Raw genomic sequence first — 16,920 nt, forward strand, 5'->3', positions numbered from 1 at the left:
TGTGCACGCCGATCTGATCCTTTCTTTGTTTTAAGTTGCCGCACCCGATGTGGATGTCGACCACGGAGTTGTCGCTCATCGCTCCAGTGAGGCGGAGTTCGCAGCTTGGCGAGCAGCGATACAATGGGTGGTGCAACAAAATGTACAAATCATCAATATGAGTTTCTCAAGCGGCAGTATTCTGGTGGTGGCAGCGGGCTTACGAAATGGACATATTCCAACTTTGGACCGGAAATCGATTTCTGTGCTCCAAGTGTCTATATAAAAACGGCCGATTCCGGCCACTACAGTGCATATCGGGAAGGCACATCGTATGCAGCAGCGCTGATCTCCGGGATGGCAGCGCGTCTCTTCGAAGAATTTCCAGAGACGAACGGAGATGCAATCAAGCAGAAACTGCAGAACCTTACTCCTGGCAGCCAAACCGATTGGTTATGCGGTGCCGGAATTCCCTCATTTAAAGGAGGAAGATAGCCAATGAGACGCTGGAATCCGATCCTGATTGTGCTTTTTACTTGTTGTTTGTTCCTCATCGGATGTGGGAACAACGCTTTGCCGGATGTTTCGACCGATCTTTCCCAAGAGGCGATCGGCGGATTGAAGATTGGGCAAAGTGTGAACGACGAACAGTTTGTAAAACAATACGGAGAAAAAGACAAGCTGCAGCAAGTCAATGTACAGCATGACCGTGAAGACTTCTACCAGTTGCAAGATGGTGTCGAAGTCGCCGTTGAAAAGGGCGGGGAGAAGATCGTAATGCTGCACCTGTATAAGGAAACCGAATTTTCAACGCAAAAGGGAATACAAGTGGGAGACCCGATCCAAACTGTGTTCAGCGCTTATGGGAATTCGTACTCCAAGATGGACGAAGCAGGGATGCCGGCCATCGCGTATGCAGACCACGCGAACGGCATCTATCTGAAATTTTGGGTGTACGAAGATAAGGTGCACAGCATCTGGTACGGCGTCATCGATCCAGAGTAAACAACAGGCTACTACCAGCCTGTTCTTTTTTTGGCTTCATTTGCAATCCCCTCCACACTGTGCATAAACACTCCAAGCTCGCTCCATACTAACCTCACTTTCCCATCCAAAAGAGAGGAGGCGGCGCTGGAAACACAGGCGGGAACCACAAAGTACCAATGGTAAAATTCACAGTCGGTGGACAAGATAATCCCAACAGAAGATAGCTATCTATAGCAACACATACAGATAGAACCAGATACCTATCCATAACCTTACTACCCTACTTAAAAATCTTCCACGGAAAGAGAGGTCGAATCGAAGAAATGAAAGCAACAGGTATTGTACGCAGAATCGACGATTTGGGCCGTGTCGTTATTCCGAAGGAAATCCGTAGAACGCTCCGCATTCGTGAAGGGGATCCGCTAGAAATATTCGTTGACCGTGACGGGGAAGTCATCCTCAAGAAATACTCGCCGATCGGCGAACTGGGCGATTTCGCCAAGGAATATGCCGAGTCGCTGGCCGAAACGCTGGGCCACATCTGTCTGATCACCGACCGCGATGTGATCATCGCCGTGTCCGGCTCTTCCAAGAAGGACTTCATGGAAAAACCGATCGGTGCCGATGTGGAAAAAGCGATGGATGAGCGCAAGACGATCACCGGCTTCACTCCTGGTGAATACGGCATCACCCGCGACAAAGCGGAAACGTTCTCTGCCCAAGTGACCGCACCGATCATCGCCGGCGGCGACCCGATCGGCACCGTGATCATCCTCTCGCGCGAAGAGAACGTCAAGATGGGCGAGTTGGAAACGAAACTCGCCGAAACGGCCGCCGGCTTCCTCGCGAAGCAAATGGAGCAATAATCCCATAGCCTTATGAAGACTTGGACAGGTTGTTTGCGGCGACCTGTCTTTTTCTTGACCGTGCGAGTCCGCATTTCATCGGCCAAGTTGTCCTAACTCGTCCCCTCCCTTCATACCTTAGAAAGAAATGGTATACTGAGGGAGGAGACGCAGATGACGGAGAAAAACCTGTTCCTGCGCGGGGCTTTGGTGCTGGGACTGGCCGGCATCTTGTCCAAAGTGCTGGGTTCTGTCTATACGATCTTTTTGCAAAACATCATCGGCGACCGCGGCATCGGCCTCTATCAGATGGCTTATCCGATCTATTCGACGCTGCTGATCTTGTCCACGGCCGGCTTTCCGGTCGCCGTTTCCAAATTCGTCGCCGAGCATATCGCGCTCGGCGATTATGCAGGTGCGAAAAAAGTGTTCCGGGTCTCATCCGTCCTGCTCACCGCGTCCGGCATCGTCTGCTTCCTGATCCTCTTCTTTGGCGCCGAGCAATTCGCCGTCTGGTTCGGCGACACCGAGGCGGCCCTCGCGATCAAAGCGATCGCCCCCGCCCTGCTCGTCGTGCCGATCATGAGCGCGATCCGCGGCTACTTCCAAGGCTGGCAGCGGATGGAGCCGACGGCGATCTCACAGGTCACCGAGCAGTTCATTCGCGTCGGCACGATCCTCGCCGCCGCCGTCATCCTGCTGCAATGGGGCTACTCGGCAGCGCACGCCGCAGCTGGCGCCGCTTTTGGCGCTTTCACCGGCGCGGTGTTCGGCTTCCTGATCCTGCTCGTCTACGCGTGGCGCAAACGCGAATTGTTCCGTCACGATATCCGCTTCAAAAACAAAGTTCCGCCGCAGCGGACTTGGGTACATATCAAAAAGCTCTGCTGGTACGCCCTGCCGATCTCGCTTGGCGCGCTCGTCGTCCCGCTGATGAACAACATCGACGTGGTGACGGTCGTCAACCTGCTCAAAGCATGCGGCTACTCGCAACAACAGGCGACGGAGATGTTCGGCCTGCTCACCGGCCGCGCCTTCAAGCTGATGCTGCTCCCGACCACCTTCGCGTCGGCGATCGGCACGGCGCTCCTGCCGGCGATCGCTGCCGCCATCGCTTTGAAAAACAACCGCCTCGTCGCCCACCGCATGGAGTTGGCGATGCGGATGACCGTGCTGGTCGCGCTGCCGTCTGCCGTCGGGCTGGCCCTGCTGGCCGCCCCGGTCGATATCATGCTGTTCAAAAACACCGAAGGCACGCAGGCGATCATCGCCATCGCGGCGGCGACCCTGTTCTCCTCGATTCAGTTGACCACAAGCTCGATCCTGCAAGGGATCGGCATCGTTTACATCCCGGTGCGCAACCTGTTCATCGGCGCGGTCGCCAAGCTCGGCCTGAACTTCCTGCTCGTGCCGGTCTGGGGCATCAACGGCGCGGCGCTGGCGACGGTGGCGTCCTACCTGCTGGCGACAGCGCTCAACCTGTACAGCCTCTACCGCCGCACCGGCGTGGTGTTCGACCTGCGCGCGATGCTGCTTCGCCCGCTGCTCGCCACGTTTTTCATGGCGGTCGCCGCCTACTCCTTCCTGCGGGAACTGTGGCCGTATCTGGCCCAGCAGCTCGACTCGGAGCGGATGGCGGCTGCTGCGGTGGCGCTGGGGGCGATGACAGCGGCGGCGCTGGTCTATACGGTCGCGCTGCTGGTGACCGGCTCGGTGACGCGCCAGGACACGCTGGCGATCCCCAAAGTGGGGCCGAAGCTGACCCTCTTGTTCTCGAAACTTGGATTGATCCGCTAACCAGCGGCAAGGAGTGAATGTGAAAATGGCAAAAGTAACAGTCGTAGGGCTGGGCCCGGGCGCTTGGAGCGGGCTTCCCCTCGGTACGTATCGCATGTTAGAAGAGCAGCAGCAAGGCGGCGGTGCGATCTATTTCCGCACCGAACGCCATCCGGTCGTCGACGATCTCCGTCAGCAGGGGATCGTCTTTGCTGTGCTTGACCACTTTTATGAGCAAGCGGAAAATTTCACAGACGTGTACCAGAGCATCACCGAGTTCCTTTTAAAAGAAGCTCTGGAAAAAGAGCACATCATCTACGCCGTCCCGGGCCATCCCGGCGTGGCGGAGACGACCGTGCAGAACCTGCGCCGCCAAGGGAAAGCGGCCGGCGTGGAGATCGTGATCGGCCCCGGCCATTCCTTCCTCGATGACCTGCTCGTCGCCGTCGGCGTCGACCCGGCCGACGGGATGCTGCTGCTCGACGGGACAAGCCTCTTGCCCCGCCAGCTCAACCCGAGCCTGCACACGGTGATCATGCAGGTTTACTCGCCGGACGTCGCGTCCGACATCAAGTTGACCCTGATGGAGCAGTACGGCGACGAATACGAAGTGACGGTCGTCCGCGCCATCGGCGTGCCCGGCGAGGAAAGAGTCGTCACCGTGCCGCTCTATGAGCTCGACCGGTTGGATTTTATCGACCACCTCACTTCCCTGTTCGTGCCGAAGACGGAGGAAGCGGCGATCGTCAATCGCCAGATGTGGAAGTTCGTCGAGATCATCAAAGACTTGCGCGACCCGGACACCGGCTGCCCGTGGGATCTCAAGCAGACGCACCAGTCCCTGCGCAAATACCTGCTCGAAGAAGCGTACGAAGCGGCCGACGCGATCGATGAAGACGATCCGTACGCGTTGGCCGACGAGCTCGGCGACGTGCTGTTGCAGATCGTCCTGCACGCGCAGATCGGCGCGGAAGAAGGGACGTTTGACATCTACGAAGTGATCCGCTCCGTGTCGGACAAGATGATCCGCCGCCACCCGCACGTCTTCGGCGGCGGGAAGGAAGCGGACACCGCCGAAGAGGTCGTCGCGAACTGGGCGGAGATCAAAGCGCAGGAGAAGGAGGAAAAAGGGCTGGTGCCGCAGTCGCTGCTCGACGACGTGCCCCGCGGGCTGCCTGCCGTCACCGCCGCCCTCAACCTGCAGAAGAAAGCCGCCCAAGCCGGATTCGACTGGGATGACATCGCCGATGTATACGCGAAGGTAAAAGAAGAAATAAATGAATTACAAGAGACCACAGACAAATCTGACGAATTTGGCGATTTGCTGTTTGCGATGATCAATGTGGCGCGTTTCTTAGACGTCGATCCGGAAACGGCGCTCGCCGGCACCAACCGGAAGTTCCGCGACCGCTTCCAGTACATCGAAGCGCGGCTGCGCGAACAGGGCAAGACCCCGGAGCAGAGCACGCTGGAGGAGATGGACCGCCTGTGGAACGAAGCCAAGCGGGGCTAACCACCCCGGCATTTCGGCAAATTTAAGCTCGGTTGCAGGAATTTTGCAAAGCCAGCACGAAATACCACTTGGAATTTATAACCCAAAACACCATTGGCTTTTGGAAAGGGGCACATTTTCACTATGAACAAAGTTGAACTGATCACCGCAGTTGCTGAAAAATCCGGCCTGAAAAAGAAGGATGCAGAACTCGCGGTTAACAGCTTTTTGGAAACCATCGAAGAAGCGCTGGCAACTGGCGACAAAGTACAATTGATCGGCTTTGGCACTTTTGAAACCCGCAAGCGCGCAGCTCGCTCCGGCCGCAACCCGAAGACCGGCGCTGAGATCACCATTCCGGAATCGGTTGTGCCGGCATTCAAACCGGGCAACAAGCTGAAAGAAGCGACGAAGTAATTCATGCGCCTTGATAAATTCCTCAAAGTGTCCCGCCTGATCAAGCGGCGCACCCTGGCCAAGGAAGTCTGCGACCAGGGACGCATCTCGATCAACGGACGCCCGGCCAAAGCCAGCACCTCCGTCACGGTGGGTGATGTGCTGACCGTCACGTTCGGCCAGAAGATCGTGGAAGCGCGCGTCGAGGTGTTGCAGGAATCTGCAAAGAAGGACTTGGCGGCTCAAATGTATACGATCCTTTCCGAAACGAAACGTTCGGGCGAGCCCGACCTGGACGATGACGACGAAGAGGATGAAGCGTAGCAATACGTGCGTGAGCAGCAGGCAAGAACAGAGAAGCACCGGATTCGATTTTTCGAGTCCGGTGCTTTTTATTTTGTATTAGGCGGACGACCCTCCGCATAGATTGTACCAAAGGAATCATGAGGAGGAACAATCGATGCCTGATGAACGTTTGCGCAACAAGAATTACCCGCAGCATGAAGTCATCCTCCGCAACCGGCAGAACCTTGAGGTGACCGGCGTGCTCAACGTCGAGAGCTTTGATGCTCAGGAGTTCGTCCTGAAGACGCAGTACGGCTTCCTGGCCATTCGCGGAGAAAATTTGCACATCAAGACGCTGAACCTGGAAAACGGGATCGTGGCGATTGAAGGCTTGATTTTAGACATGGGGTACTTCGACGAAGGGATGACAGCCGGTGAGAAGGCAAAAGGCTTTTTCAGCAAACTCTTCCGGTAGGGAGACGGGAAAGGGGGGACTGAGATGAGCCTGCAGATGCAGTATCTCACCATAATGGCGATGAGTATAAGCGGCGCCGTGCTCGGTGCCGTTTATGATGTCTACCGGACGATCCTGCAAGAGTGGAAATACCTGCGCTGGCTGGGCCCGCTGCTCGACTTTGCCTTTTGGATCTTCGCGCTCCTGCTCGTGCTCTGGGCGCTGCACGGCGCCAACCACGCCGACGTCAGGCTGTACGTGTTTGTTTTGCTTGGCATCGGACTGGTGCTTTATCGGCTGCTCCTGCGTAAACTGGTGGTGGGCAGCACTGTCAGAATGGTGTTGGCGATTACGTACTGTATGAAAATGGTGTATCGCCTCTTCCTGCTGCTGATCGTAAGCCCGCTCGTTTGGCTTGGGACCGCGCTGCTCGGTCTGCTCCGGATCATCGACCGGCTGGCGCAATTTATCGAGCGCCTGATCCTCTGGCCGTTTCAGCCGCTCTTGCGCATGGTCGCCTGGCTTGGGCGCACACTATACGGATGGACGATCCGGCCGCTGATCGAGCCTGTGCTGAAGCCGCTGCGCAAAAAAGTCGGCCAGTGGCTGGCTCCGGTTCGAAAATTTAGCGCGGCCGCACGCAGGAAATGGAAAGGATTTCTGCGTGGCGTGGCGAATTGGTTAGTCGACAAAGATGAGGACGAAAGCGACAAGACCAAACCGCCAAAAGGCTGATCGAACAGGAGGAGAACACGATGAACAAATCGGCTCGCAACAAAGTCCTGCCTTTGCAGCAGGAACCCGAGCGGAAGAAGAAGCCCTCTCCCCGGAGCAAACGAAAGTGGAACATCCGCAATCTGTTCCTGTTTGCGTTTCTGACCTGGGCCGGCTACGTGTTCTTTTTCGTGCAGGCGCCTGATATCGACCGTCTGAAGCAGGAACAGCAGAAGCTGGGCACGGAAATCCAGCAGATGAAAGTGACCAATCAGGATCTGAAGGCGAAGATCGAACAGCTGAACGATCCCGATTACATCGCAGAGCTGGCCCGCAAGAAGTACCTGATGGTTAAAGATGGAGAAACCCTGTTTGTGCAGCCGAAACAGTAAACTTCTCCCTTCTTGATATATTGGGGTTCTCTCGTTATAATTTTAGTTGGAAACTTGTGTTCACCCTTAAGGAGGAGCTTTCTCTAACATGGCCATTGAATTGGGCAGCAAACTGGAAGGGAAAGTAACAGGCATCACCAATTTTGGTGCATTCGTGTTACTGCCCGGCAACGTTACAGGTCTCGTGCACATCTCCGAGATTGCCGACACCTACGTAAAAGACATCAACGATCATCTGAAAGTCAACGATGAAGTGACCGTCAAAGTCATCAACGTCGACAAAGACGGCAAGATTGGCCTTTCGATCCGCCAGGCGAAAGAGCCGCAGCCCGGCCAGGCAGCACCTGGACCGAAGCGCGACTTCAACCGCGGCGGCGATCGTCCTCCTCGTCCCGACCGTCCGCATGGTGGCGGCGGTGACAGACCGCGTGGCGGCGGAAACCGCGGCGGTGGTCGTCAACAGGGCGGCGGCGGCCGGTTGAACTTTGAAGATAAGGTAGCTCGTTTCATGAAAGAGAGTGAAGACCGTCTGTCGGCACTCAAGCGTCATGAATCGAAGCGCGGCGGCCGTGGCGGCCGACGCAGCTAACGATCGCGTACAACAACAACGGCATCTCCGCCTGCTGGAGATGCCTTTTGTTCTGTGCGAGCCGGCAACCGGCATTGGAAAATTTTTGTTCACCGGAAATACATAAAGTTCCCCGTTTTGACACAACATGTAGTTGTTCATTATAATAAAATAGACTGTGGAACGGTCTCTTCTATTGGTATACCTTTTGGTATCGTTGTTTTCATCATCTGAAGTTAAGAGGTGACAGTTATGATGTTGTTCGAAGGAATGACGCTCCATCCGTATTCCATCGCGTTTGTCTTCCTGATCTTCGCTTTGCTGAGCGTGTTCACCATGGTCTCGATGATCAAGCAGCGCAAAATGGGCCTCGCAGGGTTTATGTTCATCTCTGTTGTCGTCATGGTAGCGTCTGCTGTGATTTCGTCCCAAGTTTCGCCGTCCTAATCGGGCGGGTGCCGGGGCATCCGAAAAAACCTTCTCCGCATGAGAGGGTTTTTTTATTTTTACTTATTTTCCGAATAGTTTTATTTTAGTAAAGCCGTTCACATCTCCCTCCGTTCGACATATGGTATATCGTCAGCCGGTCAGCCGGCAAGTTATGGGGGGGAAAAGAAGTGGGTTTTAATCTGAACGACATTCAAGAGTACAACCTCGAGAAATGTCACGAACTGCGCATCAAAGAAATCGAGAAGTATTGGTCGCGTTTTGGTTATTGGCTCGCACACGTCGCGAAATTCAATAAAACCAAGTAAAGCAGTGCCACTCCAAGCGCCAAAAAGCCATCCCGGCCTGCGGGATGGCTTTTTGGCGCTGAGGGAGCTTTTACTTGGCTTTTCGGCTATACTTGGAGTACATCCACCAGATCGTCGAGCCGCCCAGTGCAGCGACGGCGAGGGCGATGCCGATATAGGACCAAACGATATCTGCAGGCACAGGTTCCGCCTCCTTATGTTCTCTTTGCGGGTAGTATGCCCAAGTTTTTTGAGCACCCCCTTTTACCTTGTGCAATTTTTGTGCTATAATCGGTCTTGCTCTCTGTATTCGGATGAATATTCTTCCTGTTGGTGGCTAGACTAGAGTATTGGACTCGCTCCCTGCAGGATGTGCTGAATTTGTACATACATGAAGTGTTAGAAACGTGAAACGGAAAGGAAGTGCTGGCCTTGTCCGAACAAGCATTGCAACTCAACCCGCAGCAAATTGCGGAGCTGTCTCTTGTAGACCTGGCGTACCAAGTACTGCGCACCACCAACAAGCCGTACCATTTTCGCGATCTGATGGCGGAGCTGGCGCGTCTGAAAGGTCTCACCGAGGAGCAGGTGAACGAAGTGATCGCCCGCCTCTACACCGAGATCAACATCGACGGCCGCTTTGTTTGCATCGGCGCTAACGTGTGGGGTCTGAAGCGCTGGTACCCGACCGATAAAGCCGCTCCGGAGAAAGCTGCGACCGGCAAGAAGTTCGTCCGCAAAGACATGGACGAAGACGACGACTTCTACGATGATGAAGACGATTCGTTCGAAGAGGAGATCGACGAGGACGACGCGTTTGGCGACTATGCCGAAGACGAAGACGACCTCGATGCGGTCGCAGAAGACGGCGATGAGGAAGAAGCCGCTGACGAAGACTTCGAAGACGAAGAGCTCGAAGAGACGGACGAAGAGGAAGACCTCGATTCGTACGAAGAAGAAGAAGACGATTTTTAATCCGTCCGATATAACGAACAAAGCCGCGAACCTGAAAAGGGCGCGGCTCTTTTTGCTGATCCTCTATTGACAACTGGGAAACGGAAGGCTAAGATACTAAAGGTATTTTAGGAAACGGATTGCAGAAACTATTTCTAACCACGCAGTACATAGGGGGCACAGCAAGGCATGGCTAAGTACATTTTTGTCACAGGCGGCGTTGTATCTTCGTTAGGCAAGGGGATCACGGCAGCGTCGCTCGGCCGTCTTTTGAAAAATCGGGGTCTGAAAGTCACGATCCAGAAGTTTGACCCGTACATCAACATCGACCCGGGCACGATGAGCCCGTATCAGCACGGCGAAGTGTTTGTCACCGACGACGGGGCGGAAACGGACCTCGACCTCGGCCACTACGAGCGCTTCATCGACATCAACCTGTCGAAGAACAACAACATCACGACCGGGAAAGTGTACTCTTCGGTCATCGCCAAGGAGCGCCGCGGCGACTATCTCGGCGGTACCGTGCAGGTCATTCCGCACATCACCAACGAGATCAAAGAGCGCGTGTTCCGCACGGCGAAAGACACCTCAGCCGATGTGGTGATCACCGAGATCGGCGGCACGGTCGGCGACATCGAGTCCCTGCCGTTCCTCGAAGCGATCCGCCAGATCAAGTCGGATGTCGGCCGTGACAACGTGATGTACATCCACGTCACGCTGATGCCGTACCTCGGCAAAGCGGGCGAGATGAAGACCAAGCCGACACAGCACTCGGTCAAAGAACTGCGCTCGATCGGGATCACGCCGAACATCATCGTCTGCCGCACGACGATGCCGCTGTCGCTCGACGTGAAGAAAAAGATCGCCCTGTTCTGCGACACCGACCCGGATGCGGTCATCGAGTCCCGCGATGCGGATACGCTCTATGATCTGCCGCTGATGTTCCAGGAAGAAGGCCTCGACGATCTCGTCGTTCGCCATTTCGGCTTCCAGACCCCGCCGGCCGACATGACCGAATGGATTCAGCTGGTCAACAAAGTCAAGAACCTGCAGCACACGACGAAGATCGCTCTCGTCGGCAAATACGTGGCGCTGCGCGACGCTTACATCTCGGTGGCGGAAGCGCTGCACCACGCCGGTTTTGCTGCCGATTCGAACATCGACATCGACTGGATTCCGGCGGAGGAAGTCACCGCTGAGAACGTGGACGAGCTGCTCGGCAGCGCGGACGGCATCCTCGTGCCGGGCGGATTCGGCGACCGGGGCGTGGAAGGCAAGATCATTGCGACCCGCTATGCCCGCGAGAAGCAGATCCCGTTCCTCGGCATCTGCCTCGGCATGCAGGTGGCCTGCATCGAGTATGCGCGCGGCGTGCTCGGCTATGAAGATGCCAACTCCAGCGAGATCAACGAGCTGACCGAGCATCCGGTCATCGACCTGCTGCCGGAGCAAAAGGACATCGAGGATCTCGGCGGCACGCTGCGCCTCGGCCTGTATCCGTGCAAATTGGAGCCGGGCACGAAAGCATACGCAGCGTACGGCGAGTCGCTGATCTACGAGCGCCATCGCCACCGCTACGAGTTCAACAACGAGTACCGCGAAGAGATGAAGCAGCAAGGCTTCCTCTTCTCCGGCACCTCGCCGGACGGCCGTCTGGTCGAGATCGTCGAGCTGCAGGATCATCCGTGGTTCGTCGCGTCGCAGTTCCACCCGGAATTCACCTCGCGCCCGAACCGTCCGCAGCCCTTGTTCCGCGACTTTGTCCGCGCGGCGCTCGAACTGCATCACAACCGATAAAACGAACGGACTGGAAGAAAAAGAGCCGGTCTCCTGGATCTCAGGAGACCGGCTCTTTCATTTGGTGCCGCAGGGTCACGAGCAGTGTCGGACTTTGCGGCTGAGTGCCGACCCCCAGATAGGACGGCGCTGTGAGCGGGCTGACAGCTTGGTGCACCGTTTCCGGCTCTACCAGCTGCTGCTTCATCGTGAAGCGCATAAGAAATGCGGGCATTTGCATTGGCGTTCCGTTCCCCCTACCCCTGTTGAAACGTGCTTTCCTTTGCGAAACACCGGCTCTTTCGGCAGCCCGGCTGCCATCGTGAGGAGGACCCCACATCGTCCTCACCTAAGGCCCGAAGCTTTGTGTCCCATGCTTTCACATGGTTTACCTTTGACACTTGGCGGTACTACCGTTACAGATTATGGAGATCGGCATTCCGATAGACCAAAAGAAGCAAAAAAACCGCTCCTTTTTGCCCAGAGCAAAGACAGGCAAAATGAAACGGTTCTGCATCAATCGCCGGAAGCTTGGATGGCTTTCCAGCGGGCATATTCGATAAATTCCTGAAATTGCTCTTTGGTCAAGCCGCTCGCCGCCGCCTGCTGAGTCAATTGCAGCCAGCCGAGATCGAGCTGTTTGACCAGCTCCACCATCTCCGGCGCCAGCTCGCTGGCCAGCATCTCGGCGGTGGTGTAGCTTTTATCTAAAAAGAACTCGGTCGGCACTTCCAGCACCAACGCGATCTTGTCAATAAACTGGATCGATGGATTGTCACGGACACCGCGCTCGATGTCGCTCAGGTAGCTCTTCGCACAATCGGCACGCTGGGCCAACTCGCCAAGGCTCATCCCCTTCTCTTTCCGAAGCTGTCGTATCTTCGCCCCGAGCAATGGTCTCCCTCCTTCTCTTCCTGCAACTCTATTTTTGCCACTCTTTCCATTTTAGCAAACCTGCACGCGAACGGTAAATATGTATGACTAGTAGTATCCTATGTCGGGTTCTATAAGTATAGTCCAGCGACGTTAATTAAATCCTTAAGAATCAGGGGTAGTTTGTTCGATATAACGTTTCGAACTACGCATAATCGCGAGAATAGCGTCGATATATAGGTCTTTGTTCGTTATATAGGTCATAAGGTAGTCGTGTAAGACGACAGCGAGGCTGAGAGATGAAGGGGGGTGAACGTCATCGAGTCGATGTCTAGAGAAGAAACGCGTTTGAAACGCGGCAGGCGTCAGCGCAAAGAGCGGCGCCAACAGTGGGGGCTCCTCACCGTTACCGCGCTGACCGCATTTTCGACGACGATCCTCGTCGGGCATGAAAATACGCGGGTGACCCATTCGCTGTTCGCCGCAGAAGTCGCCAACGCTTCGACCGTCGGCGCTGCTGCCGATTTTTGCGCGGAAGAGAGGCACCGCAACGGCGACAAGCACAAGCCGCACCCGCCCGGGAACGGATATGGACACTGCAAGCCGCATGACAACAACGGCGGAGGCAATGGCAACGGCAGTTCGGTCACGGAAGAGATTCCCGTCCCGCAGCCGGAAGAGAGCAGCTCGCCGGCACAGCAATCCTCGATGTCGGCACCTGCTGACGTGCTGCTGCAACACTCCACACCGCCTCCTGCTCTGGCTTAATCACACTCAAGGAGGACTGTTATGAAAAAGGCAATGAACATCACAGGGAAAATCATCTCCGGCTTCCTGATCGTCGTGCTCTGCTGCAACCTGTATTTTGTGCTCTCTTCGAAGATTACCGGGGGCGAACCGAAAGTGTTCGGCCACACGCTGATGAAAGTGCTCTCCGGCTCGATGAGCCCGGTGTTTGAGACGGGAGATCTGATCGCCGTCAAACCGGGCGACTTGCAAACGAAATACAACGTCGGCGACGTGATCACCTTCCGTTCGACCGAAAACGCTTCGGTCATCATCACCCACCGCATTCTCGAAGTGAAGACCGAGGACAGCTTCCCGGTCTATGTGACCAAAGGTGACGCCAACGCAGCGGCCGATCCAGACCCGGTGCGCCAGGCGCAAGTGATCGGTATCTACGCCAACTTCCACATTCCGCTGCTCGGTCAGTTTTTCGACTGGGTGACATCGAAACTGGGCCTTGCCATCATGCTGATCATTCCCGGTCTCCTGTTGATCGCCGGTCCGATCGTCGCCCTGGTCCGCGAGCTGATGAAAAAGGAGCCGGAACAAAAGCTGGAGTCACAGGTCGCCGCAGCTGTCGAAACGGAAGCGGAACGCACAACATCGAACGCGTAAATCGTTTTCTCCGTCTGCAACAAGGGGTAGGGGGATAGCGCCTTCGCTGACAGATAGGGAAACCAACCATATATCGCTGTCTATATAAAGGAGGAAGTAATTCATGAAAAAGAAGATCGCATTGGCCATGGTCACCACCGCACTGGGGGCAACGCTGGTCGGCGCAGGCTCCTTCGCGCTGTTCACCGCGGAGACCACAAATACCGGCAACAACTTCACCGCCGGTACTTTGACCCTGCAAGACCTGTCCGGCGGCCCGATCGCTTCACAAGCGGTCAACTTCGGCAACCTGGCTCCCGGCGACAACGGCGTGGTGAAGATGACGGTGAAAAACAACGGCTCGCTCGATGCCTGGGTACGGATCAACCAGACCGCTTCCAACGCTTCCCGCACCGGTGATCTGTTCGGCGGCGCAACGCCGCTGCAACTCATTTGGGATGCAAAAGTCGTCAAAGTTCCGGCCGGCGGCACCACCACGTTCGACGTCGGCTACCTCTTCCCGCTGGCGGCCGACAACTCTTACCAAGGCGACACCGGTTCGTTCCATGTTGTCGTGCAGGCGGTGCAAGCGCGCAACAACACCAACGCGGCGAACAACGGCCCGATCGCTTGGAACTAAGCATGACCTATTTCCTGCTTGATACGCAATGGAGAGGAGCCTGCAGCACATGAAAAAGAAAAGATTGGCGATGCTCGCCCTGTCTGGCGTCATCGCAACATCACTTGTGGTCGGCGGTGCGACCTACGCGCTGTTCACCGCTTCTGTCACCAATGAAAACAACGTGCAGGCCGGGACGGTGATCATCACGTCGCATCGCGATGATGTCCCGAACGTGGGGCCGATGTTCTATACGAAATCGGTCGCCGGCCAAGTCGGCGCGATGCCGACCGGCGAGTGGGCGCCGGGCGACAAGCACACCCGCGGCCTGTTCCTCGAAAACACGGGGACGCTGGGCGCGAAGCTGAGAACGCTGACCGTCCTGCCGACCAACTCCGCTTCGCTGCCGGTCACGGCCGCCTCGACCGGCGCCGACCTGCAGGCGTACAATGACGCGATCCTGTTCGCCAAACAGTCGCGCGTGAAGATCTGGGAAGTGAAAGAATACGACCCGACCCGCGGTCTCGTTCCGTTCACCCGCATGGACGGCACCGACATGGACCTCGTGATGGACATCATCAACGAAGGGTACAAAATCTGGCGTGACGCCAACCCGGCGGCCGACCTTGAACGCCAGGAAGAGGTGGCGCGCCTGCTCAACGCGGTCAACGCCTACCTGATGGAACAGCTGAACGACCGCAGCGGCAGCGGGAACACCCGCCTGTTCAACGTCGTCAAAATGTACGACCAGCCGCTGATCAACTTCGTCAACATGCCGTTTAACGCAGATCCGTTTACCATCCGGCTGCAGCCGCAGGAAGCGACCCTGCTGGCGTACACGGTGGAGATGGGCTTGCGTCCGCCAGCAGGTTCGGGTATCGACCCCAACTCGTTCCAGGGCAAATCGGTCTTCTTCACCTTTGGCTCCAAGTGGGAGCAGTCCGCCCACAACTAACCGGCAGTGAAGTTCCCCACCCCCGTTTTCGATAACGGCTGAGACTGCGGCAGGAAGTTGTCGCAGTCTCAAGTCGTGCCAGAGGCGGGAAAGGGGGCGGAGGAGGTGAAGGAGACGTGAGGAGCAGGAATCTGCGCAAGCTGCAGTTCGTGGCCGGGTTGGTGCTGCTCGTGGCGATGCTGCTCGCCGGCGGGACGTTCGCTTTGGCGAGCTTGTCCCAAGCGGCGGACGTGCCGGTGCGGGAGATGGGGACGCTGGCGGTCGACGTGTCGGCCGGGCCGATTTTTGCCGGGGCGCAGCTGGTCGGCAATCTGGCGCCGGGCGATGGGGAAAAAGGGGCGCTGACCGTCAAAAACACAGGCGTGCACGAGGTGCGCGTCTATCTCCGCCACGAGCTGGAAGGGGCGATGTTTCAGCGTTTTGCCGGGGATGACCATCCGCTGCAAGTCTCGTATGCGATCCAGGTTCACAATCGATTCGGGCTGCCGGTCGGCGCGAAGATCGAAGTGCCGGTCTTTTCGGCCGATCAGACGTCGCCGAGCTTTCTGCTGCAGCGCAATCAATATGCGGAGATCATCTATACCTATGCCATGCCGATCGATGCAGGCAACAGCTATCAAGGTGCAACAGGGCAGATGGACGTGACGGTGTTCACCCGCGCCATCGAAGATCCGCCGCCGACGTGTGAGCAGCTAGGAAATTGCCCGCCGCCGACGTGTGAAGAGCTAGGAAATTGCCCGCCGCCGACGTGTGAAGAGCTAGGAAATTGCCCGCCGCCGACGTGTGAAGAGCTAGGAAATTGCCCGCCGCCGACGTGCGAGCAGCTAGGAAATTGCCCGCCGCCGACTTGTGAAGAACTGGGCAACTGCCCGCCGCCGACGTGTGAAGAGCTGGGCAATTGCCCGCCTCCAACCTGCGAGGAGCTGGGCAACTGTCCGCCTGCTCCTACGGACCCTGAGCCGGAACCGCCGCAAGGTCCTCCATCACCAGGCCAGATCCCCGGTGGCACCGATCCGGAGACCGGGGTAGCGGTGATTGGGACGGCGCTGCAGGGCGCGGCCATGCTGCTCGCGGGCGGCCTGCTGATCGTGCTGGCAAGACGCAAGAGGAAGCAGTAGATGCGGAGGCAGCGCATCCTCACCATCTGCGGCATCGTCTTGCTGCTGGCCGGCGTGATCTGGACGCTCCGCATCCCGTACTATTTTCACCGTTCGGACGCGGTCGGCGGCGACCTGCTGGAACAGGCCCGGGCGGTCGTCTCCACCGCGCCGAAAGAAGTCCCGCAAACGGCGCCGCAAGACGCCGCCGCCCTGCAGCCGCCCGCTCGCGCACCACAAGCGGAGCCAACCGCACCGTTTGGCGTTCTGCAGATCCCCGCCCTGAAGCTGCAGGCGCCGATCGTCGCAGGCACTGCGGAGCGGCAGATCTCCGTCGCGGTCGGCCACTTCACCGGCAGCGCAGCGCCGGGCACGTCCGGGACCGCTCTGCTCGCCGCGCACAATGCCACGTGGTTTCGCCACCTTGACCGCCTGCAGCGCGGCGACACCGTGCTCGTCTCCACCGCGGACGGCACATACAGCTATGAAGTGACCGAAGCGCGGATCGTGCATGTCGACGACGGCGTGACGAAGACCCGCGGACCCGGCCTGGTGCTGGAAAGCTGCTATCCGCTCGACGCGCTGCGCCAGACCGACTATCGCTATCTCGTCTACGCCACCGCAAAAAAGCCGGGAGCATGAGC

22 protein-coding genes and 1 riboswitch are annotated in these 16,920 nt (G+C 57.1%); of the genes, 20 read left to right on the forward strand and 2 right to left on the reverse strand.

Features of this window, described 5'->3' with window-relative positions; genetic code table 11:
- The first annotated feature begins 105 nt into the window (after positions 1–105).
- The 14 genes from EV586_RS17465 (at position 106) to EV586_RS17530 (ending at position 11,373) form a co-directional block, all read left to right on the forward strand.
- Complete coding sequence (locus EV586_RS17465; RefSeq protein ID WP_132946368.1) at positions 106–474, forward strand: S8 family serine peptidase; 369 nt, start codon at positions 106–108, stop codon at positions 472–474.
- Positions 475–477: 3 nt separating this feature from the next.
- Positions 478–984 carry a hypothetical protein gene (locus EV586_RS17470; RefSeq protein ID WP_132946369.1) on the forward strand — a complete coding sequence of 169 codons (507 nt, stop codon included), beginning with the start codon at positions 478–480 and terminating at the stop codon, positions 982–984.
- Between the two features lie 305 nt (positions 985–1,289).
- The gene (gene spoVT / locus EV586_RS17475; RefSeq protein WP_132946370.1) at positions 1,290–1,832 is read left to right on the forward strand and encodes a stage V sporulation protein T; all 543 of its coding nucleotides are present in this window, start codon (positions 1,290–1,292) and stop codon (positions 1,830–1,832) included.
- A gap of 153 nt (positions 1,833–1,985) precedes the next feature.
- Positions 1,986–3,608, forward strand: coding sequence for a putative polysaccharide biosynthesis protein (locus EV586_RS17480; RefSeq protein ID WP_132946371.1), 1,623 nt, complete (start codon positions 1,986–1,988; stop codon positions 3,606–3,608).
- A 25-nt stretch (positions 3,609–3,633) separates the two neighbouring features.
- On the forward strand, positions 3,634–5,100 hold the full coding sequence (gene yabN, locus EV586_RS17485; protein ID WP_132946372.1) for a bifunctional methyltransferase/pyrophosphohydrolase YabN: 1,467 nt from the start codon (positions 3,634–3,636) through the stop codon (positions 5,098–5,100).
- A 123-nt stretch (positions 5,101–5,223) separates the two neighbouring features.
- Positions 5,224–5,496: an HU family DNA-binding protein gene (locus EV586_RS17490; protein ID WP_132946373.1), complete on the forward strand. Its 273-nt coding sequence runs from the start codon at positions 5,224–5,226 to the stop codon at positions 5,494–5,496.
- 3 nt (positions 5,497–5,499) lie between these two features.
- The gene (locus tag EV586_RS17495; protein WP_132946374.1) at positions 5,500–5,799 is read left to right on the forward strand and encodes an RNA-binding S4 domain-containing protein; all 300 of its coding nucleotides are present in this window, start codon (positions 5,500–5,502) and stop codon (positions 5,797–5,799) included.
- A gap of 136 nt (positions 5,800–5,935) precedes the next feature.
- Positions 5,936–6,235 (forward strand): sporulation protein YabP, encoded by a 300-nt coding sequence (gene yabP / locus EV586_RS17500; RefSeq protein WP_132946375.1) that lies wholly within the window; start codon positions 5,936–5,938, stop codon positions 6,233–6,235.
- 24 nt (positions 6,236–6,259) lie between these two features.
- Positions 6,260–6,949, forward strand: coding sequence for a spore cortex biosynthesis protein YabQ (yabQ, locus tag EV586_RS17505; RefSeq protein ID WP_132946376.1), 690 nt, complete (start codon positions 6,260–6,262; stop codon positions 6,947–6,949).
- A gap of 20 nt (positions 6,950–6,969) precedes the next feature.
- Positions 6,970–7,320, forward strand: coding sequence for an FtsB family cell division protein (locus tag EV586_RS17510; RefSeq protein WP_132946377.1), 351 nt, complete (start codon positions 6,970–6,972; stop codon positions 7,318–7,320).
- A gap of 88 nt (positions 7,321–7,408) precedes the next feature.
- On the forward strand, positions 7,409–7,909 hold the full coding sequence (locus EV586_RS17515; RefSeq protein WP_132946378.1) for a S1 domain-containing RNA-binding protein: 501 nt from the start codon (positions 7,409–7,411) through the stop codon (positions 7,907–7,909).
- A 231-nt stretch (positions 7,910–8,140) separates the two neighbouring features.
- A complete protein-coding gene (locus tag EV586_RS17520; protein ID WP_132946379.1) occupies positions 8,141–8,335 on the forward strand; it encodes a hypothetical protein in 195 nt (64 codons plus the stop codon).
- A 719-nt stretch (positions 8,336–9,054) separates the two neighbouring features.
- Positions 9,055–9,597: a DNA-directed RNA polymerase subunit delta gene (rpoE, locus tag EV586_RS17525; RefSeq protein ID WP_132946380.1), complete on the forward strand. Its 543-nt coding sequence runs from the start codon at positions 9,055–9,057 to the stop codon at positions 9,595–9,597.
- Between the two features lie 168 nt (positions 9,598–9,765).
- On the forward strand, positions 9,766–11,373 hold the full coding sequence (locus tag EV586_RS17530) for a CTP synthase (protein ID WP_132946381.1): 1,608 nt from the start codon (positions 9,766–9,768) through the stop codon (positions 11,371–11,373).
- 40 nt (positions 11,374–11,413) lie between these two features.
- On the opposite strand, the gene EV586_RS17535 is transcribed toward EV586_RS17530, so the two are convergent.
- Positions 11,414–11,593 carry a hypothetical protein gene (locus EV586_RS17535; protein WP_132946382.1) on the reverse strand — a complete coding sequence of 60 codons (180 nt, stop codon included), beginning with the start codon at positions 11,591–11,593 and terminating at the stop codon, positions 11,414–11,416.
- A 60-nt stretch (positions 11,594–11,653) separates the two neighbouring features.
- Positions 11,654–11,755: riboswitch (cyclic di-GMP riboswitch) on the reverse strand.
- Positions 11,756–11,868: 113 nt separating this feature from the next.
- Positions 11,869–12,246 carry a helix-turn-helix domain-containing protein gene (locus EV586_RS17540; protein WP_132946383.1) on the reverse strand — a complete coding sequence of 126 codons (378 nt, stop codon included), beginning with the start codon at positions 12,244–12,246 and terminating at the stop codon, positions 11,869–11,871.
- A 288-nt stretch (positions 12,247–12,534) separates the two neighbouring features.
- Between EV586_RS17540 and EV586_RS17545 the strand changes: the two genes are divergently transcribed.
- From EV586_RS17545 to EV586_RS17570, 6 genes are all read left to right on the forward strand, one after another.
- Positions 12,535–12,993: a hypothetical protein gene (locus EV586_RS17545; protein ID WP_132946384.1), complete on the forward strand. Its 459-nt coding sequence runs from the start codon at positions 12,535–12,537 to the stop codon at positions 12,991–12,993.
- Positions 12,994–13,014: 21 nt separating this feature from the next.
- Positions 13,015–13,626: a signal peptidase I gene (locus tag EV586_RS17550; protein ID WP_132946385.1), complete on the forward strand. Its 612-nt coding sequence runs from the start codon at positions 13,015–13,017 to the stop codon at positions 13,624–13,626.
- 103 nt (positions 13,627–13,729) lie between these two features.
- Positions 13,730–14,245 carry a TasA family protein gene (locus EV586_RS17555; RefSeq protein ID WP_132946386.1) on the forward strand — a complete coding sequence of 172 codons (516 nt, stop codon included), beginning with the start codon at positions 13,730–13,732 and terminating at the stop codon, positions 14,243–14,245.
- Positions 14,246–14,294: 49 nt separating this feature from the next.
- Positions 14,295–15,179: a TasA family protein gene (locus tag EV586_RS17560; protein ID WP_165898683.1), complete on the forward strand. Its 885-nt coding sequence runs from the start codon at positions 14,295–14,297 to the stop codon at positions 15,177–15,179.
- 116 nt (positions 15,180–15,295) lie between these two features.
- Complete coding sequence (locus EV586_RS17565; protein WP_132946388.1) at positions 15,296–16,297, forward strand: hypothetical protein; 1,002 nt, start codon at positions 15,296–15,298, stop codon at positions 16,295–16,297.
- On the forward strand, positions 16,298–16,918 hold the full coding sequence (locus EV586_RS17570) for a class D sortase (protein ID WP_132946389.1): 621 nt from the start codon (positions 16,298–16,300) through the stop codon (positions 16,916–16,918). It begins immediately after the preceding gene.
- The last annotated feature ends 2 nt before the right edge of the window (positions 16,919–16,920 follow it).

It is taken from the genome of Tumebacillus sp. BK434, from assembly GCF_004340785.1.
GTDB lineage: Bacteria > Bacillota > Bacilli > Tumebacillales > Tumebacillaceae > Tumebacillus_A.